Source organism: Paraburkholderia saeva, assembly GCF_907164555.1.
GTDB classification, from domain to species: domain Bacteria; phylum Pseudomonadota; class Gammaproteobacteria; order Burkholderiales; family Burkholderiaceae; genus Paraburkholderia; species Paraburkholderia saeva.
The window spans coordinates 739,088-760,935 of the sequence record NZ_CAJQZC010000002.1; the positions used below are offsets into that span (position 1 = coordinate 739,088).

Annotated in this window: 22 protein-coding genes; 17 read left to right on the plus strand and 5 right to left on the minus strand. The window is 62.9% G+C overall.

Annotated features, from left to right (window positions below; translation table 11 throughout):
- Positions 1–264: 264 nt before the first annotated feature.
- The 9 genes from LPA36_RS07595 to hslU all read left to right on the plus strand — a co-directional run bounded on the left by LPA36_RS07595 (position 265) and on the right by hslU (position 9,674).
- Positions 265–1,149, plus strand: coding sequence for a lipid A biosynthesis lauroyl acyltransferase (locus LPA36_RS07595; RefSeq protein WP_228875506.1), 885 nt, complete (start codon positions 265–267; stop codon positions 1,147–1,149).
- A gap of 95 nt (positions 1,150–1,244) precedes the next feature.
- Positions 1,245–2,111 (plus strand): diaminopimelate epimerase, encoded by an 867-nt coding sequence (gene dapF, locus LPA36_RS07600; protein WP_228875507.1) that lies wholly within the window; start codon positions 1,245–1,247, stop codon positions 2,109–2,111.
- Between the two features lie 59 nt (positions 2,112–2,170).
- Positions 2,171–2,887, plus strand: a complete 717-nt coding sequence (locus LPA36_RS07605) for a DUF484 family protein (RefSeq protein WP_228875508.1) — start codon at positions 2,171–2,173, stop codon at positions 2,885–2,887.
- A 33-nt stretch (positions 2,888–2,920) separates the two neighbouring features.
- On the plus strand, positions 2,921–3,844 hold the full coding sequence (xerC, locus tag LPA36_RS07610) for a tyrosine recombinase XerC (protein ID WP_228875509.1): 924 nt from the start codon (positions 2,921–2,923) through the stop codon (positions 3,842–3,844).
- Positions 3,845–3,963: 119 nt separating this feature from the next.
- Positions 3,964–5,166: a class I SAM-dependent rRNA methyltransferase gene (locus tag LPA36_RS07615; protein WP_228875510.1), complete on the plus strand. Its 1,203-nt coding sequence runs from the start codon at positions 3,964–3,966 to the stop codon at positions 5,164–5,166.
- A 166-nt stretch (positions 5,167–5,332) separates the two neighbouring features.
- Positions 5,333–6,430: a CobW family GTP-binding protein gene (locus LPA36_RS07620; RefSeq protein ID WP_228875511.1), complete on the plus strand. Its 1,098-nt coding sequence runs from the start codon at positions 5,333–5,335 to the stop codon at positions 6,428–6,430.
- 583 nt (positions 6,431–7,013) lie between these two features.
- A complete protein-coding gene (gene dksA / locus LPA36_RS07625) occupies positions 7,014–7,433 on the plus strand; it encodes an RNA polymerase-binding protein DksA (RefSeq protein WP_228875512.1) in 420 nt (139 codons plus the stop codon).
- 348 nt (positions 7,434–7,781) lie between these two features.
- On the plus strand, positions 7,782–8,318 hold the full coding sequence (hslV, locus tag LPA36_RS07630) for an ATP-dependent protease subunit HslV (protein ID WP_228875513.1): 537 nt from the start codon (positions 7,782–7,784) through the stop codon (positions 8,316–8,318).
- A gap of 9 nt (positions 8,319–8,327) precedes the next feature.
- On the plus strand, positions 8,328–9,674 hold the full coding sequence (hslU, locus tag LPA36_RS07635) for an ATP-dependent protease ATPase subunit HslU (protein ID WP_228875514.1): 1,347 nt from the start codon (positions 8,328–8,330) through the stop codon (positions 9,672–9,674).
- Between the two features lie 151 nt (positions 9,675–9,825).
- Here the strand turns inward: hslU and LPA36_RS07640 are convergent, their stop codons facing one another.
- Genes LPA36_RS07640 through LPA36_RS07650 form a run of 3 tightly spaced genes read right to left on the minus strand, consistent with a single transcriptional unit; the run spans position 9,826 to position 11,974 of the window.
- Positions 9,826–10,368: a response regulator transcription factor gene (locus LPA36_RS07640; RefSeq protein WP_228875515.1), complete on the minus strand. Its 543-nt coding sequence runs from the start codon at positions 10,366–10,368 to the stop codon at positions 9,826–9,828.
- The gene (locus LPA36_RS07645) at positions 10,365–11,720 is read right to left on the minus strand and encodes an ATP-binding protein (protein ID WP_228875516.1); all 1,356 of its coding nucleotides are present in this window, start codon (positions 11,718–11,720) and stop codon (positions 10,365–10,367) included. The genes LPA36_RS07640 and LPA36_RS07645 overlap by 4 nt, the downstream gene beginning before the upstream one ends.
- Positions 11,721–11,740: 20 nt before the next feature.
- The gene (locus LPA36_RS07650; protein WP_228875517.1) at positions 11,741–11,974 is read right to left on the minus strand and encodes a cysteine-rich CWC family protein; all 234 of its coding nucleotides are present in this window, start codon (positions 11,972–11,974) and stop codon (positions 11,741–11,743) included.
- Between the two features lie 281 nt (positions 11,975–12,255).
- Here LPA36_RS07650 and argB point away from each other — a divergent pair, with 281 nt between their 5' ends.
- The 8 genes from argB (at position 12,256) to LPA36_RS07690 (ending at position 20,063) form a co-directional block, all read left to right on the plus strand.
- On the plus strand, positions 12,256–13,155 hold the full coding sequence (argB, locus tag LPA36_RS07655; RefSeq protein WP_228875518.1) for an acetylglutamate kinase: 900 nt from the start codon (positions 12,256–12,258) through the stop codon (positions 13,153–13,155).
- 174 nt (positions 13,156–13,329) lie between these two features.
- Positions 13,330–14,151 carry a pyrimidine 5'-nucleotidase gene (locus LPA36_RS07660; RefSeq protein WP_407674226.1) on the plus strand — a complete coding sequence of 274 codons (822 nt, stop codon included), beginning with the start codon at positions 13,330–13,332 and terminating at the stop codon, positions 14,149–14,151.
- On the plus strand, positions 14,118–14,789 hold the full coding sequence (gene slmA / locus LPA36_RS07665; RefSeq protein WP_228875519.1) for a nucleoid occlusion factor SlmA: 672 nt from the start codon (positions 14,118–14,120) through the stop codon (positions 14,787–14,789). Before LPA36_RS07660 ends, slmA begins: the two co-directional genes overlap by 34 nt.
- A 102-nt stretch (positions 14,790–14,891) precedes the next feature.
- Entirely contained in the window at positions 14,892–15,473 is a 582-nt protein-coding gene (locus LPA36_RS07670; RefSeq protein ID WP_228875520.1) for an HdeD family acid-resistance protein, read from the plus strand.
- Between the two features lie 306 nt (positions 15,474–15,779).
- Entirely contained in the window at positions 15,780–16,925 is a 1,146-nt protein-coding gene (gene metX, locus LPA36_RS07675; protein ID WP_228875521.1) for a homoserine O-succinyltransferase MetX, read from the plus strand.
- The gene (gene metW / locus LPA36_RS07680) at positions 16,922–17,530 is read left to right on the plus strand and encodes a methionine biosynthesis protein MetW (protein WP_228875522.1); all 609 of its coding nucleotides are present in this window, start codon (positions 16,922–16,924) and stop codon (positions 17,528–17,530) included. The genes metX and metW overlap by 4 nt, the downstream gene beginning before the upstream one ends.
- A gap of 14 nt (positions 17,531–17,544) precedes the next feature.
- Positions 17,545–18,939: an AmpG family muropeptide MFS transporter gene (locus LPA36_RS07685; RefSeq protein ID WP_228875523.1), complete on the plus strand. Its 1,395-nt coding sequence runs from the start codon at positions 17,545–17,547 to the stop codon at positions 18,937–18,939.
- Positions 18,940–18,962: 23 nt separating this feature from the next.
- Complete coding sequence (locus LPA36_RS07690) at positions 18,963–20,063, plus strand: M48 family metallopeptidase (protein ID WP_407674239.1); 1,101 nt, start codon at positions 18,963–18,965, stop codon at positions 20,061–20,063.
- Positions 20,064–20,081: 18 nt separating this feature from the next.
- Here the strand turns inward: LPA36_RS07690 and LPA36_RS07695 are convergent, their stop codons facing one another.
- Together LPA36_RS07695 and LPA36_RS07700 are read right to left on the minus strand one after the other, a co-directional pair.
- On the minus strand, positions 20,082–20,855 hold the full coding sequence (locus LPA36_RS07695; protein WP_228875525.1) for an exodeoxyribonuclease III: 774 nt from the start codon (positions 20,853–20,855) through the stop codon (positions 20,082–20,084).
- Between the two features lie 50 nt (positions 20,856–20,905).
- Positions 20,906–21,745 carry a PPK2 family polyphosphate kinase gene (locus tag LPA36_RS07700; protein WP_228875526.1) on the minus strand — a complete coding sequence of 280 codons (840 nt, stop codon included), beginning with the start codon at positions 21,743–21,745 and terminating at the stop codon, positions 20,906–20,908.
- Positions 21,746–21,848 lie beyond the last annotated feature (103 nt).

A 21,848-nucleotide genomic window follows, 5' to 3' on the forward strand; every position in this document is an offset into this window, starting at 1 on the left:
GTTATGTGGTTACGGTTGAGTTTCACGTAGCCAGCTTCGGGAGCCTGAAGCGGCGACGCTTTAGCGGATTTACAGACCGTCAGGCGCGCAAACATTGAGTTGGCGCCCGTCAGCTTCGCCCCGCAAGTTGTCTATTAACTCGGCGAAGCCCTTATTATAGCGACTTCCTCAGATTGTCACAGAGTGCCCTCGCGTGATGTATTACGTCCTTTTTACTGATTTCCTGAAGGCCCTTCCGTGCTACGCCCCACACGGGGAAGCCGCATGCTGAGCCGCTATGGGGCGAAATTCGCGATCGCGCTGCTGAAATTATTTGCGCTGCTGCCGTACGGTTTTGTCGCGCGTCTCGGCGACGGCCTCGGCTGGCTGCTGTATCAGATCCCGAGTAACCGCAAGCGCATTGTTCATATCAATCTGAAGCTGTGCTTTCCGGAATGGAGCGACGCACGTCGCAAAGATGTCGCGCAGAAGCACTTCCGTCACGCGATCCGCAGCTATCTGGAGCGCAGCGTCCAGTGGTTCGGCTCGGCGCGGAAACTGGAAAAGCTGGTGCAGGTCGAGAGCGCAATCGACCTGAACGACCCCGATCTGCCCCCGACGCTGTTTCTCGGCCTGCATTTCGTCGGTATCGAGGCAGGTTCGATTTTCCTGAACTATTCGCTGCACCGCACGTGCGGCTCGCTCTATCAGCCGATGACGAATCCGGAACTCGAAGCCGTCGCCAAGGCCGCGCGCGGCCGTTTCGATGCCGAGATGGCGAGCCGCGCCGACAGCGCGCGCATCGTGCTGCGCTGGCTGCGCGACCGCAAACCCGTGATGCTCGGCGCCGATATGGACTACGGCATGCGCAACTCGACCTTCGTGCCCTTTTTTGGCGTGCCGACGTGCACGCTGACCGCCGTGGGCCGGCTGGCGAAAGTGGGCCGCGCGCAGGTCGTGCCGTTCATCGGCGAGGTGTTGCCGAACTACAAGGGTTATAGGCTGAGGGTATTCAAACCGTGGGACAACTACCCCACTGGTGACGACGACCTCGACGCACGCCGCATGAACGCGTTTCTCGAAGAGCAGATTCCCGGCATGCCGGAGCAGTACTACTGGGTGCACAAACGCTTCAAGACGCGCCCGCCCGGCGAACCGAGCTTTTATTGACGGTGGCTGGCGGTCAGCGTGCAGCACCCTGGCCAGATGGCTAACGTCGCAACCGGCATCCACGCGCATTCACGCGTGTCCCTTACAATAGTGGGATGAAACTCAAATTCACCAAAATGCACGGCGCGGGCAATGACTTCGTCGTGCTCGACGGCTACACGCAACCTGTCTCGCTGACGGCGGCACAGGTGCGCGCGCTCGCGGACCGTCATTTCGGCATCGGCGCTGATCAGTTGCTGCTGGTCGAGCGGCCCACCGTCGAAGGCGTCGACTTCCGCTATCGCATCTTCAATTGCGACGGCGGAGAGGTCGAGCATTGCGGCAATGGCGCACGCTGCTTCGTCAAATTCGTGCGCGATGCGCGCCTGACAGATAAACACACCGTGCGCGTGCAGGTGCAGAACGGTCTGGCCACGCTCACCATGCAGGAAAACGGCGACGTGTCTGTCGATATGGGCACGCCGGTGTTCGAGCCTGCGCGCGTGCCATTCGATGCGAGCGGACTCGAAGGTCGTCGCGAAGGCAACGACACGCTCTGGCCACTCGACGTGAACGGCGCCACCCGTGAGATTTCAGTTATCACGATGGGCAACCCGCACGCGGTTCAGATCGTCGGCGACGTCGAGGCGTTCGCTGTCGGTGCCGACGGCCCGGTGATCGAAAAGCATCCGCGCTTCCCGCAGAGGGTGAACGCCGGCTTCATGCAGATCGTCACGCGCAACGAAATCCGGCTGCGCGTCTATGAGCGCGGCGCGGGCGAAACGCTCGCGTGCGGCACGGGCGCATGCGCGGCCGTCGCGGCGGGCATCCGTCGCGGGCTACTCGATTCGCCCGTCAAGGTGCACACGCATGGCGGCGCGCTGACCATCACGTGGAACGGCGCACAGAATGAGGCTGCGCCGCTCACGATGGCAGGCCCGGCCACGACCGTGTTCGAAGGCGAGATCGAACTGGCCGACTAGCTGCAAACAGAATCCATAATCACCCACTCCACGCCCCGCGCATCACTTAAGCCGAAACCATGAACGATCGCGAAGTCGCCGAATACCTGCTTGCCAACCCCGATTTTTTCGCCGAACACGCGGAAATGCTCGCGACCATCCGCCTGGCGAATCCGCACGGGAAGGCAGCGGTGTCCCTGCAGGAACGGCAGATGGACATGCTGCGCGACAAGAACAAACACCTTGAACGGCGTCTCGCTGAACTGCTGCGCTACGGTCACGAAAACGACAGCATCGCGGCCAAGTTCAGCCGCTGGACAACGCGCGTGATGTCGGAGCGCGACCCGCACGCGCTGCCGCGCACGATCGCCAACGGCCTGCGCGATATCTTCGATGTGCCGCAGGCAGCGCTACGTGTCTGGGACGTCGCCGAGCCGTACGCGCACGCCGACTTCGCGCGCCACGTCGGCGAAGAAGTCCGCATCTTCACGAACAGTCTCGCTACGCCGTACTGCGGCGCGAACACCGGTTTCGAAGCCGCGCAGTGGCTCGCGCCCGCGGTCGCGGCCGTCCCGGACGACAACGCATCGACCGAAGACGCCGCTGCGCAGTCCGCTGGCTCTATCGCACTCCTCGCGCTGCGCGATCCTGATGCCGCCATCGACGCAAGCGCTTTCGGTCTGCTCGTGATGGGTTCGCCCGACGCCCGGCGTTTTCACGACGGCATGGCGACCGATTTCCTCACGCAGATCGGCGCGCTCGCCAGCGCGGCGCTGAGCCGTTTGTTGTCGCGCTAACGCCTGCCAGCGTCAACCATCACCCCTTCGACCGTGAACCTCGCCGATCCCGTCGCCGCCTATATCTCGAACCTCGAGCATGAGCGGCGGCTGTCGGAGCACACGCTGCGCGGCTACGCGCACGAACTCGACGAACTGAAGAAGCTCGCGAACGGACGCCCGCTCGAGCAACTCACCGTCACCGATATTCGCGGCGCTGTCTCGCGGGCGCATGCGGGCGGTCTGTCGGCGCGCTCGATCAGCCATCGTCTTTCGTCGTGGCGTGCGTTCTACCGCTGGCTTGCCGGGCGGATCGACCTGCCGGTAAATCCGGTTGCGACCGTGCGCGCGCCAAAGCAGGCGAAAACGCTGCCGAAGGCACTGTCCGTCGACGACGCACACACGTTGATGGAAGCGCCCGCCGTGGGCACCGCCGAAGGGCTGCGCGATCACGCAATGCTGGAACTGTTCTACTCGTCGGGACTGCGACTGTCGGAGCTGGTCGGGCTGGACGTCGCGTTCGCCGATCGCGACGGCTATCGCTCGGCGGGCTGGCTCAAGCTCGACGCGACTGAGGTCGAAGTGCTCGGCAAGGGTGACCGGCGGCGCGTCGTGCCGGTCGGCGCGAAAGCGCTCGACGCGCTGCGCGCCTGGATCGCCGTGCGCGACAAACTCGTAAAACACGATCCGCATCCGCTGTTTCTTTCGTCGCGCGGCAACCGGATGTCACCGAACGTCGTGCGCGATCGCGTGAAGCGGGCCGCGATGCTAGCGGGCATTCCGGCGAACGTGCATCCGCACGTGCTGCGCCACTCGTTCGCCACGCACGTGCTGCAGTCGAGCGGCGACCTGCGCGCGGTGCAGGAACTGCTCGGGCACGCCAGCATCACCGCCACGCAGGTTTATACGGCGCTCGATTTCCAGCATCTCGCGCGCGTCTACGATCAGGCCCATCCGCGCGCCAAAAAGCGCGACTAAACACTCTTTCCGGCGCCCGATTGACGCGCGCCGGCCATATCAATGCATCTTCCTGCCGCGCCCGGGTCACGTCATCCCGCCCGGTCGCCCGCGTGCAATGCCCCTCGCAAAGTCAAATCATGATCACCGTTACGCTGAAACCGTCGAAAGAGAAGTCGCTGCTGCGCCGCCATCCGTGGGTCTACGCGAATGCGATCGATCGCGTCGACGGTGAGCCGGCTTCGGGCGCAACTGTCATTGTTCGCGCCCACGACGGCCGCTTTCTCGCGCGCGCGGCGTATAGCGCCCGGTCGCAGATCCGGGCGCGCGTGTGGAGCTTCGACGAAGCCGAACCCATCGACCATGCGTTCTTCAAACGCCGCGTGCAGCGTGCGCTCGCGCATCGCCAGAAGATGGTGCAGAACACGGGCGCCATGCGGCTGATTTTCGGCGAGGCGGACGGCTTGCCCGGTCTTGTCGTCGACTACTACATCGCCGACGACGAAACGCAGCGCGGCCAGATTGTCTGCCAGTTCATGGCGGCGGGCGTCGAGGCGTGGAAAGAAGCGATCGTCACGGCGCTGACGGGTGCAACCGGTTGTCCAAACGTCTATGAACGCTCCGACGTGTCGATTCGCGAGAAGGAAGGCCTCGAGCAAACGACCGGCGTGCTGGCCGGCGACGAACCGCCCGCCACGCTGATCGCGTCGGAAAACGGCGTGCGCTATCACGTCGACGTGCGCAACGGCCACAAGACGGGCTTCTACGTCGATCAGCGCGACAACCGCGCGCTCGTGCAGCAGTTCGCACGGGGGCGCGACGTGCTGAACTGCTTTTGCTACACCGGCGGCTTTTCGCTGGCCGCGCTCAAGGGGGGCGCTGAGCGCGTGGTGTCGATCGATTCGTCCGGCGAAGCGCTCGCGCTTGCGCAGCAAAATGTGGCGGCGAATGGTTTCGACGCGGCGCGCGCCACCTGGCTCGATGCCGATGCGTTCAAGACGCTGCGCCGCCTGCACGACGAAGGCGAACGTTTCGACCTGATCGTGCTGGATCCGCCCAAATTCGCGCCGTCGCGCGAACACGTGGATCGTGCAGCACGCGCTTACAAGGACATCAATCTGACCGGGCTGAAGCTGCTCCGGCCGGGCGGCCTGCTGTTCACGTATTCGTGCTCCGGCGCGATCGACGCCGAACTGTTCCAGAAGATCGTCTCCAGCGCAGCCTCCGACGCACGCATCGACGCACGCATCCTGAAGCGGCTCGGCGCGGGCGTCGATCATCCGCTCCTGACCGCGTTTCCGGAAGGCGAGTATCTGAAAGGCCTATTGTTGCAAATCGCCTGATCGCCCATAGTTTCGTGATATTTGGCGTCGCCGGATGCCGGCGGAATGCCGCTGGCCAAACGGCCGCAAGCGGCGCCTTGACAGATATGTTTCAATAACTGACCGATCGAGTGGCCGCCCGCGGGCGGCCCTGCACCTGATTTCACGCATTTAACAGGCACACACCATGATTCCCGTTACCATTCTGACCGGCTTTCTCGGCAGCGGCAAAACCACGCTGCTCAAGCGCATCCTGAACGAAAAGCACGGCATGAAGATCGCCGTGATCGAAAACGAGTTCGGTGAAGAGAACATCGACAACGAAATCCTCGTGCAGGACGCGAACGAGCAGATCATCCAGATGAGCAATGGCTGCATCTGCTGCACGATCCGCGGCGACCTTGCCCGCGTGCTTGGCGACCTGGCCGCGAAAAAGCAGGCTGGGGAACTGGATTTCGACCGCGTCGTGATCGAGACCACGGGCCTCGCCAATCCGGGCCCGGTGGCGCAGACGTTCTTCATGGATAACCAGATCGCCGACGAATTCCTGCTCGACGCGATCATCACGCTCGTCGACGCAAAGCATGCGGACCACCAGCTCGACGAACACGAAGTCGTGCAGCGTCAGGTCGGTTTCGCCGACCGCCTGTTCGTCACGAAGTCCGATCTCGTCGACGAAAAGGCGCTTGGCGACCTGCGTCACCGCCTGTTGCACATGAACCCGAAGGCGGCGATCAAGGTCGTCAATTTTGGCGAAGCCGACATCAAGGAAATCTTCGACCTGCGCGGCTTCAACCTGAACGCAAAGCTCGAGATCGACCCGGAGTTCCTCGCCGAAGACGACCACGACCACGACCACGACCACGCGCATCATGACCACGATCACGGACATGATCACGATCACGCGAACTGCGACCACGACCACGGCAAGTGCGACCACGAAGGTCACGACCACGGTCACGCGCACCATCATCACGCGCACCACGACGACAAGATCAAGTCGTTCGTCTATCGCAGCGAACGCCCGTTCGACCCGAACCGGCTCGAAGACTTCCTCGGCGGCATCCTGCAGATATACGGTGAGCGCCTGCTGCGCTACAAGGGCGTGCTTTATATGAAAGGCGTCGATCGCAAGGTGGTATTCCAGGGCGTGCACCAGATGATGGGTAGCGATCTTGCGTCCAAATGGCAGCCGATTGAAAAGAAAAACAGCAAGATGGTGTTTATTGGCATCGAACTCCCGCAAGACCTGATCACCGACGGCCTCGACGCCTGCCTCGCCTGAGGCGCCCACGCCGCGCAAAACAGGAAGCGGCCCAAAACCGGTAAATCTGGTCAGTCAGTACGGTTGGGCCGCTTAAAAATGCGGCATATATGAAAGGCGCGTGAAAACCCTGTTGCGTAAAACCGTGAACGACCATCGCTTTTTGGTCGTTAGCGCGTTATATTTTCACGATATCGGCAGTGGCAGCAGGGATTTCCCCCGGTTGTCGTCCCGTATTGTGATTCAGTTACAATACGTGCCCACTGGAGAATGACAACGAAATGCCCGGGACATTGCAGCCCGTACCGGGCACTACCGGAAACACACGGCGCCGGAAAATCTCATCCGGAATTAAACGCCGACATGCCGGTTGGCACACCGGTTTCGGGGAGCGCGCTGCCGGTAGAAAGATCATGCCTCAGGAGCATCTGTAGACCGGTTTCCAGAGGAGTTCGGCCCCGCATCGGCGCCTTTGGCGTCACGACAGCCCACCGTCCGTGTTCGCCGTCGCTCGAATGAGCGTTAATAAAGGCGTCTTTTGCGGGCAACACGAAAGAGCGGGCAATATGTATGAGTTTTGCCTCACATTGAAGAAGCAAGCCAGATGACGACGAAACGACTCTTGACCGAAGCCGAAATCCTGAAGATGAGCGACAAGGATTACATGAATGAGGATCAGCTCGCTTTCTTCAAGAACAAGCTCGAACAGCTGCAGGCGGAAATTCTCCGCAATGCCGGCCAGACGACAGAAAACCTGCGTGAAACCGTGATCGTGCCGGACCCGGCCGACCGCGCGACGATCGAGGAAGAGCATGCGCTGGAACTGCGCACGCGCGACCGCGAACGCAAGCTGCTGAAGAAGGTTCAGCAATCGCTCGCACGCATCGATTCCGGCGACTACGGCTGGTGCGAAGAAACCGGCGAGCCGATTGGCGTTCCGCGCCTGCTCGCACGCCCCACGGCAACCCTGTCGCTTGAAGCGCAGGAACGTCGCGAGCTGCGCCAGAAGCTGTTCGGCGACTGATCGCCCCGGCGCGGTGTCGGCCCGCGCCCCAATACGCTGCTTCGTCGAGAGGCGCACGTGTTCCGTGCGCCTTTTTTCTTCTGGAGCGCGCCCTCCCGCACAGCCGTTCCGGGCGTTTCGGCCCCATCTTTTTACGCGCTTTTTTCTGCTTTATCCCGTCTTTTTCCGCCGTTAGCCATCTGGCCGACTCTTGATATGCCGGCGCACGCCCTAAAATAAATCGGACATGCGTTGCACGAGCGCGCGCCCTCGTTGGTTTCTCTGCGTTGCGCGCCGTCCGCTTACCCGGATTCAAGTAGTGGCGCACAGCGCTACTGCGTCCTTCCCGTTTTTGCAAAAGGAACGCATATGGAGCAATTTCACGGCACGACGATCGTTTCCGTGCGGCGCGGCGACAAGGTCGCGCTCGGCGGCGATGGCCAGGTGACGCTGGGCAACATCGTCATGAAAGGCGGTGCCAAAAAAGTCCGGCGCATTTACGGCGGCAAGGTGATGGTCGGTTTCGCCGGTGGCACTGCGGATGCCTTTTCGCTCCTCGACCGCTTCGAAGCCAAGCTCGAAAAACATCAGGGTAACCTCACGCGGGCAGCCGTCGAACTCGCCAAAGACTGGCGCACCGACCGCATGCTGCGCCGGCTCGAAGCCATGCTGATCACCGCTGACGCACACACAACCCTCGTCATCACCGGCAACGGCGACGTGCTCGATCCTGAAGGCGGCATCTGCGCCATCGGCTCGGGCGGGGCGTACGCGCAGGCGGCGGCTGCGGCACTGCTGGCGAACACGGACCTTTCCCCGCGCGAGATCGTCGAAAAGGCGCTCGAGATTGCGGGCGACATGTGCATCTACACGAACCATAACCGCGTCATCGAGACGATCGAGTAAGGACCCACGATGAGCACCATGACTCCCGCCGAGATCGTCTCGGAACTCGACAAACACATCATTGGTCAGGGCCGTGCGAAGAAGGCGGTCGCCGTTGCGCTGCGTAATCGCTGGCGTCGTCAGCAGGTCGACGAACCGCTGCGCCAGGAAATCACGCCGAAGAACATCCTGATGATCGGGCCGACAGGCGTCGGCAAAACCGAAATCGCGCGCCGCCTGGCGAAGCTCGCCGACGCACCGTTCATCAAGATCGAAGCCACGAAATTCACGGAAGTGGGTTACGTCGGCCGCGACGTCGACAGCATCGTGCGCGACCTGATGGAAATCTCCATCAAGCAGACGCGCGAAACGGAAATGCGCAAGGTTCGCACGAAGGCCGAAGATCAGGCCGAAGACCGCATTCTCGACATCCTGCTGCCCACGGCGCGCCCGGTTGGTTTTGGCGCAAGCTCGAACGCGGCTGACACCGTCGACGAAAGCAGCACCACGCGTCAGACATTCCGCAAGCGTCTGCGCGAAGGTCTTCTCGACGACAAGGAAATCGAACTCGACGTCGAGCAGCCGCAGGTCGGCATGGACATCATGGGGCCGCCGGGCATGGAAGACATGACCGAGCAGATCCGTTCGATGTTCGCGAACATCGGCGGCGGCAAGAAGACGCGTCGCAAACTGAAGGTCAAGGAAGCGCTGAAGCTTCTCACCGACGAAGAAGCCGGCAAGATGCTCAACGACGAAGAAGTGAAGGCCATGGCTGTACGCAACGTCGAGCAGAACGGCATCGTGTTTCTCGACGAGATCGACAAGATCGCGTCGCGCAACGAAGCCGGTGGTGGAGAGGTCTCGCGCCAGGGCGTGCAGCGGGATCTCCTGCCGCTCGTCGAAGGCACCACGATCAACACGAAGTACGGCATGGTAAAGACGGACCACGTGCTGTTCATCGCGAGCGGAGCGTTCCATCTGGCCAAGCCGAGCGACCTGATTCCCGAGCTGCAGGGTCGTTTCCCGATTCGCGTTGAACTCGACTCACTGTCGGTGGGAGACTTCGAATCGATTCTGGTCGCAACGGACGCGAGCCTCGTCAAGCAATATCAGGCACTCCTCGCGACCGAAGACGTGCACCTCGACTTCGCTGAAGACGGTATTCGTCGTCTGGCTGAGATCGCGTTTTCAGTGAACGAGAAAACCGAGAACATCGGCGCACGCCGTCTCTATACAGTGATCGAAAAGCTGCTAGAGGAAGTGTCGTTCTCCGCCGGCAATCATGCGGGCACGAATGTCATGATCGATGCGGCCTATGTCGATCGTGCGTTGAACGAAGTCGCTGAAGACGAAGACCTGTCGCGTTACGTGCTGTGATGTGATTCCCGCGTCACTCGCCCGATCAGTCTCGCGGCATCACGCAAAAACAAAACGGGCGGCCTCGTGAGAGGTCGCCCGTTTTGTCGTCTTTGTCATCTACGTCATGCGTTCGAGGCGTTTCAGGTTGCCTGTCTCGCTGCACCAAAAATCACTGCCGCACCGGCCGCTTGGCCAGCTTGCGCTGCAGCGTACGGCGGTGCATGTTCAGCGCCCGTGCCGTCGCGGAAATATTGTTGCCGTTTTCCGCCAGCACGCGCTGGATATGCTCCCATTCGAGCCGCGCGACGGAAAGCGGCGCCGGATGTTCCAGCGCCTCTTCGGCCTGAAGCGCGCTCGCTTCGCTTTGCAGCGCGGAAAGAATCGACTCGACGTTGGCCGGCTTCGCCAGATAGTTGTCGGCACCGTCCTTCACCGCCTGCACGGCCGTCGCGATACTCGCGTAGCCCGTCAGCACGAGCATGCGTGCATCGGGCTGCAGTTCGCGCAGCGGCGCGACCAGATTCAGGCCGGAGTCGTTGCCCAGATGCAGGTCAACCGTGATCTGACCGAACTTCTGCTGATTCGCGAGTTTGATCGCCTCGTCGGCGCTGTGCGCCTCGGCGACCGTGAAGCCGCGCCGCGTGAGGCCCCGCGCGAGGATACCGGAGAACACTTCGTCATCGTCGATGACCAGAAAATTCTTGTCGCTCATGCCTGTTTCTCCGTGTTGGTGGGTGCCGAACCGTTGCGGTTCGCGTCCGTCGGGCCAGCAGCCGCCTGCGTAGTGCCGGGCTTTCCTGCGCCGGATTGTCCGTCGTCAGCCACCGGCAGTCGCAGCACAGCGCGCGTGCCGCGCGGCTTCGTTTCGTTGATATCGCGTAATTCGATCGAGCCGTGCAGACGCGTCGCAGCGGAAAACGCCAGATAAAGGCCGACCCCGTGGCCGCCCTGCGTACTATCGACCGGCATTGTGCCCAGCGAGTGACGCAGCGCCGGCGGAATACCGGGCCCGGCGTCGCTCACTTCGAACTCGACCGTATCGGCGCGCTCCGTCAGCCGGGCGGTCAGCGTGACGTGGTCCCGACTTGCGCGCGCCGCATTATCCAGCAGGATCGTGAGAATCTGGCCGACTGCGACCGTATCGTCAAGGCTGACGTGGTCGGGCGGCGTGCCTTGACGCTCGAATTTGACGTGTGGATGGCGCAGGCGCCACTGCTCGACGAACGAAGCGAGCCACTCGCCGACCGTAAGCCGGCTACCCGGCGACGAAGCGCGGCTGCGCAGTCGCGCGAGCGCCGACGTACATAACGCCATCTGCTGTTCGAGCAGGGAGATATCCGCCGAGTAGGGCGCGAGCCCCTGATCGGTGCGCGCCGCGTCACGCAGTTCTTCCGCGAGCATTGCGATCGTCGAGAGCGGCGTGCCGATTTCATGTGCGACGGTCGCGGCCTGCACCCCGAGCGCCACGGCGCGCTCATCGCGGAGCAGCCGCTCCTGGGCGTCGCCGAGCGCGGCGTCGCGCTGCCGCAGGGCGCGCGACATCCGGGCCACGAACCAGGCGATCAGGCCGACACTCACCATGAAGTTCACCCACATGCCGGCGCGGTAGTACTCGAAGAGATTCGCCGGGTTGTCGAGATTGAGCGGTACCGAATCGAAGCCGAGCACGGCGTAACAGGCCGCCGCAAACGCGGCGAGCCACGCCATCAGATACCAGGGCAGCACGGCCGCGGCAATCGCCAGAGAAGGCAGATAGAGCGATACGAACGGATTGGTCGTGCCACCCGACAGGAACAGCAGCGCCGACAGGGCGCCCAGATCGACCCAGATCTGGCCGAACAACTCCAGATTGGACTCGGGCTTTTCGCGCGCTACGCGAATCCACGTCAAACCGTTGAAAATGACCTCGAGCGCGATCACGAGCAGCATCGCGGGGAGCGGCAGATGGACGCCGAACAGGAACTGGACAACCGCGATCGTGCCAAGCTGCCCGATGATGGCAAAGCTTCGCAGCCAGAAAAGATGCCCGAGGTTGACCCTGCCAGTGTTGGTTATGCGGTGCATGCCGCCAGTTTACCCGTCAGTCAGCGGCCTGGGGCACCCGGCGCGCCGCTTTGCTGGACGCTTGCGATTTCAGTGACAAGACATTCGGGGCACAGACACCCGCTTCCCGCCGCGAGTCGCTCGACTGGCAACGCCGGCATCGCGCGGCACCAGCACGCGACGTCTTTCGCCCGCGCGCCGCAGTCGAAGGCGTGGCCGCAGCGCGGACAGCGCACGCTCACGACATCCTGCAGGGAAGAACCTGACGCGCTCATGGCGAAATGATGAATCTGTCGAGGAATGACAGGAATAATGCCACGTCTTGCCCATGACAGTAACCGGCCGTTCGGCCAGCTTTTCGATGTCGCAGCGGCACGGGAAAATCCATCTCATGCTGCGCCAGGCCGGCGTTATCCCGCCGCGCGGCGCCCCCGCGTTGCGCACTGCACGAGAGGCGTCCGGCGCGCCGCCACGGCGCGTGTCGAAAACCCTGTTGCAGCGCGCCACTCCTGTACAATTCGCCCTTGTTTCAACTGCCCTGCCTGACTCTGCCGCCATGTCCGATATCCCAGACCTTTCGCAGATTGCGCCCACCCTGAAAGCCGAAATTCTGGCCGAGGCGCTACCCTACATCCGCCAGTATCACGGCAAGACCGTGGTGATCAAATACGGCGGCAATGCCATGACCGAAGAACGCCTCAAGCAGGGCTTCGCGCGCGACGTCATTCTGCTGAAGCTGGTCGGTATCAACCCGGTGATCGTGCACGGCGGCGGCCCGCAGATCGACCAGGCGCTCAAGAAAATCGGCAAGCAGGGCACCTTCATCCAGGGCATGCGCGTCACCGACGAAGAGACGATGGAAGTCGTCGAATGGGTGCTCGGCGGCGAAGTGCAGCAGGACATCGTCACGCTCATCAACCACTTTGGCGGCCATGCGGTGGGCCTGACAGGCAAGGACGGCGGCCTCATCCACGCACGCAAGATGCTGATGCCGGATCGCGACAATCCGGGCCAGTACGTCGATATCGGCCAGGTCGGCGAAGTCGAGGCGATCAACCCGGCGGTCGTGAAAGCGTTGCAGGACGACGCGTTCATTCCGGTGATCTCACCGATCGGCTTCGGCGAAGACGGGCTGTCGTACAACATCAACGCGGATCTGGTCGCGGGCAAACTGGCGGTCGTGCTGAACGCCGAGAAGCTCGTCATGATGACCAACATCCCGGGCGTGATGGACAAGGAAGGCAACCTGCTGACCGATCTGTCGGCACGCGAAATCGATGGCCTGTTCGCGGACGGCACGATCTCGGGCGGCATGCTGCCGAAAATCTCGTCGGCGCTCGATGCGGCAAAGAGCGGCGTGCGCTCGGTGCACATCATCGATGGCCGGATCGAGCACTCGGTGCTGCTGGAAATCCTGACCGAACAGCCGTTCGGCACGATGATCCGCTCACATTGAGTACGGCACGAACCGCGGTGCGCGCCTCCGCGCGCGTGCCGTGCCGCAAGGTGCGTCGCCCGCGTGCGGCGGCCGCGCGGCGTTTCACCCTCCGATGATCTTCTGGTTCATCGAATTTCACGCCTTGACCGGTGCTTCCCGGCGCCTGGGCAGGCTGTCAAACAGGCCTCCCGCATGGCCTCTTTCGTTTCCATTGCCAGCATGACGCGTCCTTCCCGTCCCAAACGCCGTCGGCCGCATGTCGGTGGCGGCACGCCTGTGTGGCTCTTCGACCTCGACAACACGCTGCATCACGCGTCGCACGCGATCTTCCCGGCGATCAATCAGGCGATGACGCAATACATCATCGACGCGCTGCAGGTCGAGCGCGACGAGGCGAACCGTCTGCGCACCGGCTACACGCAGCGCTACGGCGCGGCGCTGCTGGGTCTGGCGCGCCATCATCCTGTCGATCCGCACGACTTTCTCAAGGTCGTGCACACGTTCCCCGATCTGCCCGCGATGCTGCGCGCCGAACGCGGCCTCGCGCGTCTCATCAGGGCGCTGCCGGGCCGCAAGATCGTGCTGACCAACGCGCCCGAAAAGTACGCGCGGGCGGTGCTCGACGAACTGCGCATCGGGCGGCTGTTCGAGCGCGTGATCGCGATCGAGCACATGCGGGACCGGCGCGCCTGGCGGGCAAAGCCCGATCCGGCGATGCTGCGTCGTGCCATGCGTGACGCACACGTCAGTCTCGCCGACGCCGTCCTCGTCGAAGACACGCGCAGCCATCTGAAAAACTACCGGCGACTCGGCATCCGCACGGTGTGGATCACCGGCCACCTGCCGGCGCACCACCGCGCAGAGGGCGTGCCGGCGCGCCTTCCGGGCACAGGCCGTCCCCACTATGTCGACTGGTCGATTCGTTCGTTAAAATCATTGCGATCGGGCACCCGCTCGGGGCGACTGAAAAGGCGACATCCATGCAGCCGACTGACAGACCTGACCCGCCGGTAGAAAAAACGCATCACGACACCAGCAGCACCCGCGCGACGCGCCTCAGGCCTGGCGAGCGGCGCGTTCATATCCTGCAGACGCTCGCCGCCATGCTGGAAGCGCCCAAGAGCGAAAAAGTCACCACTGCGGCGCTCGCCGCGCGGCTCGGCGTCTCGGAAGCCGCGCTGTACCGGCACTTCGCCAGCAAGGCGCAGATGTTCGAAGGGTTGATCGAATTCATCGAGCAATCCATTTTCGGGCTCATCAACCAGATTGTGTCGAAGGAGCCAAACGGCGTGCTTCAGGCGCGCGCGATCGCGCTCATGCTGCTCAACTTCGCCGCAAAGAATCCCGGCATGACACGCGTGCTGACAGGCGAGGCGCTCGTCGGCGAACACGAACGGCTGGCGGAACGCGTGAACCAGATGCTGGAGCGCGTCGAGGCATCGCTCAAGCAGTGCCTGCGGCTCGGGTTGATGGATGCCCACACCCAGGCCGTCAGCGCCCCCGTGCCGCTGCCGGGAGACTACGATCCCGCCATTCGCGCAAGCCTGCTGGTGAGCTACATCATCGGACGCTGGCACCGCTTTGCCCGCAGCGGCTTCGCGCGCCTGCCCGCCGAACACGCCGAAGCGCAGTTGCTGCTGATCCTTCAGTAACGCGCCACCCCGTTCCCCGTTTTTGAGATCGACGCATCGCGCCTTGTGCAACGATGCGCAGCGGCCTCGCGCGCCGCGTCACAAAACCTGGGAGAACACATCATGTTGAAACATCCGGTCCTTTCCGAACTGCCGCCAGGCCTGTCCACGTTGTCCGCTCACTGGGGATGGCTTCTGTTTCGCGGCATCGCCGCAGTCGCCTTCGGTATCCTTGCCTTCGTCTGGCCGGACCTGACGCTAGCCTCGCTCGTGGTCGTGTGGGGCGCGTATGCCGTCGTCGATGGCGCATTTGCGTTGGTCTACGGCATCGGCGGTGCCGGCCGCCGTCGCTGGATGTATGTGCTGGTCGGATTGACAGGCATTGTGGCCGGTCTCGCCGCGCTGTTCTGGCCGAGCATCGCGATCGTTGCTTTCATGATGATCGTCGGCTACTGGGCGTTGATCGCTGGCATCTGCGAGATCATCTACGCGATCCAGTACCGTCGCGCGCAGGCGCATCCCTGGCTCGTCGGCCTGTCGGGATTCCTGTCGGTCGTGATCGGCCTCGTTATCGTGATGTTCTTTTATCCGGACGGCGTGATATCGGTCGCGTGGCTCGCCGGCGGCTACGCGATCGCGTACGGCATCCTGATGACCTGCGCGGCCGCCCAGTTGCGGCGTTTCCAGCGGCGGTTGACGGCCTGAACGCGAAGCGGGCGCGTCCACGCCGCCCGCTTCGCGTTCCCGCAGGACAGCGCACGCCGCTATCTCTAAAACTTTCCGCTATAATTTGCGCCAGATTGCGGTATTCGCTGAGATAGCGGATGCCGTAACGTGCAGGATGAATGACGCGCCGATTTGCTGACTCGATTGCGGGCGCGCGAACTGCCGGGAGGGTTCCCGCGGTTCACTACAAATGCGGCTAAAGAGGTCGTCAGCCGCGCACATCGTCATTCATTCGCGCACCGCCGACACCATCTAGCCGCCCAGAGTCGTTAAAAGGCGGAATGAATGGAATCGATCGGCATCGTCGCTCCCCAGAAAATGCATTTCTCCGAGCCGCTGCTCATGCAGAACGGCAGCTCGCTCGCCGGTTACGACCTGATGGTCGAAACCTACGGCACGCTCAATGCCGCGCGCAGCAACGCGGTGCTCGTCTGTCACGCGCTCAACGCGTCGCATCACGTAGCAGGCGTCTATGCGGATGACCCGAAGGACGTCGGCTGGTGGGACAACATGGTCGGTCCGGGCAAGCCGCTCGATACCAACCGCTTCTTCGTGATCGGCGTGAACAATCTCGGCTCATGTTTCGGCTCGACAGGCCCGATGAGCATCAATCCGTCGACGCAGCAGCCGTACGGCGCGAGCTTTCCGGTGGTCACCGTCGAAGACTGGGTGAACGCGCAGGCGCGTGTCGCCGACATCTTCGGCATCGAGCGCTTTGCAGCCGTGATGGGCGGCAGCCTCGGCGGCATGCAGGCGCTGGCGTGGAGCATGATGTATCCGGAGCGCGTCGCGCACTGCATCGTCGTGGCTTCGACGCCGAAGCTCTCCGCGCAGAACATCGCGTTCAACGAAGTGGCGCGCTCGGCGATCCTGTCGGACCCGGACTTCCACGGCGGCAACTATTACGCGCACAACGTGAAGCCGAAGCGTGGCCTGCGGGTCGCGCGGATGATCGGCCACATCACGTATCTCTCCGACGACGACATGGCCGCCAAGTTCGGCCGCGCGTTGCGTCGCGCCGAAGGCGCGCACGACGCCTACAACTTCAATTTCGACGTCGAGTTCGAAGTGGAATCGTATCTGCGGTATCAGGGCGACAAATTCGCCGACTACTTCGACGCGAACACGTATCTGCTGATCACCCGCGCGCTCGACTACTTCGATCCGGCGAAAGCGTTCGATGGCGACCTGACGGCCGCGCTCGCGCACACGACGGCGAAGTATCTCGTCGCCAGTTTCTCGACGGACTGGCGTTTCGCGCCCGCACGCTCGCGCGAACTGGTCAAGGCGCTGCTCGACCACAAGCGCACGGTGACGTACGCCGAAATCGACGCGCCGCACGGCCACGACGCCTTCCTGCTCGACGACGCCCGCTATCACAACCTGATGCGCGCCTACTACGAACGCATTGCCAACGAGGTGAACGCATGAACCAGCGCGCGCTCGATTATCTTGCGACGCGGCCCGACTTCCGCGCGATTGCCCGCTGGGTCGAGCCGCGCTCGACCGTGCTCGATCTCGGCTGCGGCGACGGCTCGCTGCTCTCGCTCCTGACGGAGGAGCTCGACGTCTCCGGCTACGGCATCGAGATCAACGACGCCGGCGTGCTCGCGTCGACGAAAAACGGCGTCAACGTCATCCAGCAAAATCTGGAAGACGGGCTGCGTCTCTTCGAAGACGGCAGCTTCGATTTCGCGATCCTCTCGCAGACGCTCCAGACGATTCACCAGACCGCCGCGATCCTGCGCGAGACGGTGCGTGTCGGGAAGGAATGCATCGTGTCGTTTCCAAACTTCGGGTACTGGCCGCACCGGCTGTCCGTGTTACAGGGACGGATGCCGGTTTCGAAATCGCTGCCGTTCCAGTGGCACAACACGCCGAACGTGCGCGTGCTGACCATCAAGGACTTCGAGGCGCTGGCACCGGAAGTCGGCATCGAAATCCTCGATCGCGTGGTGCTGCACGGCGGCCAGGCCGTCCGTTGGGGCGAGAACTGGCGTGGTAGTCTTGCGGTCTATCGGGTCAAGAAAAGCTAACGCAGACTATCCACATGTCGAACCCGCCACACGAGGCGCCTGCACTTACCGCACACGAAGACCACCCCGGCTGGCGTGCGTTTTTCAACAGACACATGCTGATATGCGTCTTCCTCGGCTTTACGTCGGGGTTGCCGCTTTTCACGCTCGTTTATCTTGTTCAGGCCTGGTTGCGCTCCGAAGGTGTCAACCTGAAGGAAATTGGCCTCTTCGCGCTGATCCAGTTTCCGTACACATGGAAATTCGTCTGGGCGCCGCTGATGGACCGCTATCTGCCGCGTCTGCCGGGCTGGCGCCCGGGCAGAAGACGCGGCTGGATGCTCGTCACGCAGATCCTCGTCGCGGGCGCGATTGCGACGCTCGGTTTCGTGTCGCCGCGCGACGAGATCTGGACCGTCGCTGCGTTGACCGCGCTCGTCGCGTTCTTCGGCGCGAGCCAGGACATTGTGATCGACGCCTACCGGCGCGAACTGCTTACTGACACGCAGCAGGGCCTCGGCAACGCGGTCCATGTGAACGCATACAAGATCGCGGCGCTTGTGCCGGGCTCGCTCGCGCTGATCCTGTCGGACCACCTGCCGTGGACCACCGTCTTCATCGTGACCGCGGCATTCATGCTGCCCGGGATGGTGATGACGCTGCTCGTCAGTGAGCCTGAAGTACACGGCGCGCCCCCGAAGAACCTGCGCGACGCGATCGTGCTGCCGTTTCGCGAATTCATCCTGCGCGACGGCTGGAAGGGCGCGCTGTTCGTGCTCGGCTTCATCTTCCTGTACAAGCTCGGCGACGTCATGGCGACCACGCTCTCAACGTCGTTCTTCCTCGATATCGGTTTTTCGCGCACGCAGATCGGCGTGATCGCGAAGACGACCGCCTTTGGCGCGAGTCTCGCGGGCGGCATCGTCGGCGGCGTGTGGCTGATGAAGATCGGCATCGGCCGCGGCCTGTGGATTTTCGGCCTGCTGCAGATGGTATCGACACTCGGTTTTGCATGGCTCGCGCAGCTGGGTCCGGACTCGCACGCGCTGGCCGCTATCTATGACTTCGCCGTCGCGACCAGCCAGGGCACGACGAAGTTGCTCTCGTGGGTCGGCATCGACTGGACCGTCCAGCTCGATCCGCGTTCGGTCGCGCTTGCGCTTGTCTACGGCTTCGAAACCTTCGCGACCGGCCTCACGATGGCGGCCTTCACCGCGTATATCGCCAGCACCACCGATCCGCGCTATACCGCTACCCAGTTCGCGCTCTTCACGAGCCTCGCTTCGGTGCCGCGTACGCTGGCTTCGGCGGCGAGCGGTTACGTTGTCGCAGAGATCGGCTGGTTCACGTACTTCATCGTGTGTACGGCGCTCGCCATACCGGGCATGTTACTTTTGTTCCGGATCGCTCCCTGGAGATCGCAGTCGTGACTGCATCCGCCGCCCTGCTCACGATGCTCCGGCGCACCGCACACGCGGCACGCGTGGGTGCATGCGTGTGTGCAGGCGGCCTGCTGTTCCCGGCACAACAGGCGTTCGCGGCCGATGCGCCCACCAGTACGCCCGCGAATCCACCCGCCAATGCGGCTGCGAGCGCGGCAGAGGCGACGAGCGCGCCTACGCCACGGTCGGCGGCCGCCGCGACGCCCGTTTCGGGCGCTTCCGCTGCGACGGGCGCGTCCAGTGCTTCTGCTGCGTCGGCGCCGGGCGCCACACCCGCATACGGCTCGCAAACCGCATACGGTCCGAGTCAATCGATCCGCTACGGTAACCCGGCGGCGTTCCGCAATCTGATTCCGTCGCCGATGCTCGAATCGCAGGCGTCGGCCGAATTCGACGAAATCGCCCGCGGCGCAAGCCACGCCAACAAGCTTTATCCGCCGACGGACGCCCGCACCAAACGCATACGCACGACGCTCGATCAGCTGATTCCGTTCTCGCTGAAGTGGAACGAGCGCGCGAAAGGCTGGAAGTGGGATGTCGCGGTGGTGAAGTCGCCGGACATCCGCATGTACTGTCTGCCGGGCGGCAAGGTGGTGGTGTATGGCGGTCTGCTGGACCGCGTGCGTCTGAACGATAACGAGCTTGGCATGTTGCTCGGCCACGAAATCGCGCACGCATTGCGCGAGCATGCGCGCGAGCGGCTTGGCGAACAGCAGGCCGCGCAGATCGTCTCCGGGCCGATTCCGCAGCTCTTCGGCCTTGCCGATCTGGGTGCGGCGCCGCTTGGCATCGGCACACAGCTACTCGAAATGAAATACGAGAGTACCGACGAAACCGAAGCCGACGTGATCGGCAGCGATATCGCGTCACGCGCCGGCTTCGATCCGCGTGCCGCCATTACGTTGTGGGACAAGCTCGCGGTCGCGACGCGCAACAACCGGGAGCAGGGCTTCATCTACGTGCATCCCTACACGCCGGCGCGCCGCGCCGACATCATGAAACGCCTGCCCGACATGCTGCCGCTCTACGCGAAGGCAATCGGCAAGACGGTCGACGCACTGCCGGATTACGCCGGCATCGGTCGCCCGAAGCGCAAATTCGCGGCCGACTGAAACCCGTCTCGCGATACGTCAGGCCGGATGGTCGTAGTCGACCGTCACCGGTGCGTGGTCGCTGAACTTGATATCGCGGAACACATCGGTGCGCTTCGCCTTGCCGGCGATACCCGGCGTCGCGATCTGGTAGTCGATCCGCCACCCGACGTTCTTGGCATACGCCTGACCGCGATTGCTCCACCACGTGTACTGTTCCGGGCGCTGGTCGAGCGTGCGGAATACATCGACGTAGCCCACTTCGTCGAACAGCTTTGTGAGCCACGCGCGCTCTTCCGGCAGACAGCCTGAGTTCTTCTGGTTGCCCTTCCAGTTCTTGATATCGATTTCCTTGTGCACGATGTTCACGTCGCCGCATACGATCACTTCGCGTTTCTTGCGCAGCGCGTCGAGATGCGGCATGAACACGTCCATGAAGCGGTACTTCGCAAGCTGCCGTTCCTCGCCGCTCGACCCCGACGGCACATACACCGAAATCACCGACAGATTGCCGAAACGCACTTCGACGTAGCGTCCCTCGGCGTCGAATTCCTCGCTGCCGAAGCCGATCACGACCTCGTCCGGCTCGACGCGCGTGTACACGCCCGCGCCGCTGTAGCCCTTTTTCACCGCATGCTGGAAGTAGCCGGTATAGCCGTGCGGCGCGAGAAATTCAGGCGTCATGTCGTCCTGCGAACACTTGATTTCCTGTACGCAAAGCACGTCGGCATTCTGGTCGCGGAACCAGTCGAAGAAGCCTTTTTTGGCCGCCGAGCGGATGCCGTTGAGGTTGGCGGTAATCACACGCAACATGTCGTTTTCCTGTTAGTGGAGGGTTTGCAGCGTGCCAGTGGAAGCTGGCGTCAGTCGATTTTCACGCCCTTCAGCGACGCCTTCGCCGGCGGAAATTCGAGCGCCAGTCCTTCGAATGCGCGCAGCAGCAACTCGGCGATCATCACGTTGCGATGTGTCTTCGAATCGGCCGGAATGATGTACCACGGCGCGTACTCAGTCGAAGTCGCGGCGAGCGCGTCCTGATAGGCGCTCTGATATTTATCCCACTGCTTGCGTGCATCGAGATCGGAGACGTCGAACTTCCAGTGCTTCGTCGGATCGTCAATGCGCGCCTGCAGGCGCTCGCGCTGCTCGTCCTTCGAGATGTGCAGCATGCATTTGATGATCGTCGTGCCGCTGTCGGCAAGCAGCGCTTCGAACTCGCGGATGTGACGATAGCGGCGCGTGCATTCGTCGGCATCGATGCTGCCGAGCACGGCGGGCACCAGAACATCTTCGTAGTGGCTGCGATTGAAGATCGTCAGTTCGCCGGCAGCCGGCGCCTGCGCGTGGACGCGCCACAGAAAGTCGTGCGCCGCTTCGACGGGCGTGGGCGCCTTGAACGGCACGATGCGCAGACCCAGCGGATCGACTTCATGAAAGACCGCGCGGATCGTGCCGTCCTTGCCGCTCGTATCCATGCCCTGCAAAACGAGCAGGACGCGGCGGACCTGCTGTGCATGCAAACGTTCCTGCAGGCCGTCGAGTTGTGCACCGATTTCCGCAAGACGCGCGCGGTCGCCTTCTTTCGAGCCGCTCGAAAACGGCTTCACGCCCGGATCGAAATCGCCAAGCGAGAATTTCGCCGGCTTGCCTTTATCGTCGAAAAACGGAACGCGGAAATCATCCAGCTCAGGTTTCTTTGCCATGCGGATCTCTTTGCGGACGCTGTTAATTGGAGTCGACAAAAGGAAACGGGCCGCTGCCTCAACCTTCGTCCGGCAACAGCCCGTCATGACCGGCAGTGTTTTC

What these genes read in the sequence shown, in the direction of transcription:
- LPA36_RS07595 (WP_228875506.1), top strand. Translation starts at nt 265, where the DNA reads ATGCTGAGCCGCTATGGGGCGAAATTCGCGATCGCGCTGCTGAAATTA.
- dapF (WP_228875507.1), top strand. Translation starts at nt 1,245, where the DNA reads ATGAAACTCAAATTCACCAAAATGCACGGCGCGGGCAATGACTTCGTC.
- LPA36_RS07605 (WP_228875508.1), top strand. Translation starts at nt 2,171, where the DNA reads ATGAACGATCGCGAAGTCGCCGAATACCTGCTTGCCAACCCCGATTTT.
- LPA36_RS07615 (WP_228875510.1), top strand. Translation starts at nt 3,964, where the DNA reads ATGATCACCGTTACGCTGAAACCGTCGAAAGAGAAGTCGCTGCTGCGC.
- LPA36_RS07620 (WP_228875511.1), top strand. Translation starts at nt 5,333, where the DNA reads ATGATTCCCGTTACCATTCTGACCGGCTTTCTCGGCAGCGGCAAAACC.
- dksA (WP_228875512.1), top strand. Translation starts at nt 7,014, where the DNA reads ATGACGACGAAACGACTCTTGACCGAAGCCGAAATCCTGAAGATGAGC.
- hslV (WP_228875513.1), top strand. Translation starts at nt 7,782, where the DNA reads ATGGAGCAATTTCACGGCACGACGATCGTTTCCGTGCGGCGCGGCGAC.
- hslU (WP_228875514.1), top strand. Translation starts at nt 8,328, where the DNA reads ATGAGCACCATGACTCCCGCCGAGATCGTCTCGGAACTCGACAAACAC.
- LPA36_RS07640 (WP_228875515.1), bottom strand. Translation starts at nt 10,368, where the DNA reads ATGAGCGACAAGAATTTTCTGGTCATCGACGATGACGAAGTGTTCTCC.
- LPA36_RS07645 (WP_228875516.1), bottom strand. Translation starts at nt 11,720, where the DNA reads ATGCACCGCATAACCAACACTGGCAGGGTCAACCTCGGGCATCTTTTC.
- LPA36_RS07650 (WP_228875517.1), bottom strand. Translation starts at nt 11,974, where the DNA reads ATGAGCGCGTCAGGTTCTTCCCTGCAGGATGTCGTGAGCGTGCGCTGT.
- argB (WP_228875518.1), top strand. Translation starts at nt 12,256, where the DNA reads ATGTCCGATATCCCAGACCTTTCGCAGATTGCGCCCACCCTGAAAGCC.
- LPA36_RS07660 (WP_407674226.1), top strand. Translation starts at nt 13,330, where the DNA reads ATGGCCTCTTTCGTTTCCATTGCCAGCATGACGCGTCCTTCCCGTCCC.
- slmA (WP_228875519.1), top strand. Translation starts at nt 14,118, where the DNA reads ATGCAGCCGACTGACAGACCTGACCCGCCGGTAGAAAAAACGCATCAC.
- LPA36_RS07670 (WP_228875520.1), top strand. Translation starts at nt 14,892, where the DNA reads ATGTTGAAACATCCGGTCCTTTCCGAACTGCCGCCAGGCCTGTCCACG.
- metX (WP_228875521.1), top strand. Translation starts at nt 15,780, where the DNA reads ATGGAATCGATCGGCATCGTCGCTCCCCAGAAAATGCATTTCTCCGAG.
- metW (WP_228875522.1), top strand. Translation starts at nt 16,922, where the DNA reads ATGAACCAGCGCGCGCTCGATTATCTTGCGACGCGGCCCGACTTCCGC.
- LPA36_RS07685 (WP_228875523.1), top strand. Translation starts at nt 17,545, where the DNA reads ATGTCGAACCCGCCACACGAGGCGCCTGCACTTACCGCACACGAAGAC.
- LPA36_RS07690 (WP_407674239.1), top strand. Translation starts at nt 18,963, where the DNA reads ATGCTCCGGCGCACCGCACACGCGGCACGCGTGGGTGCATGCGTGTGT.
- LPA36_RS07695 (WP_228875525.1), bottom strand. Translation starts at nt 20,855, where the DNA reads ATGTTGCGTGTGATTACCGCCAACCTCAACGGCATCCGCTCGGCGGCC.
- LPA36_RS07700 (WP_228875526.1), bottom strand. Translation starts at nt 21,745, where the DNA reads ATGGCAAAGAAACCTGAGCTGGATGATTTCCGCGTTCCGTTTTTCGAC.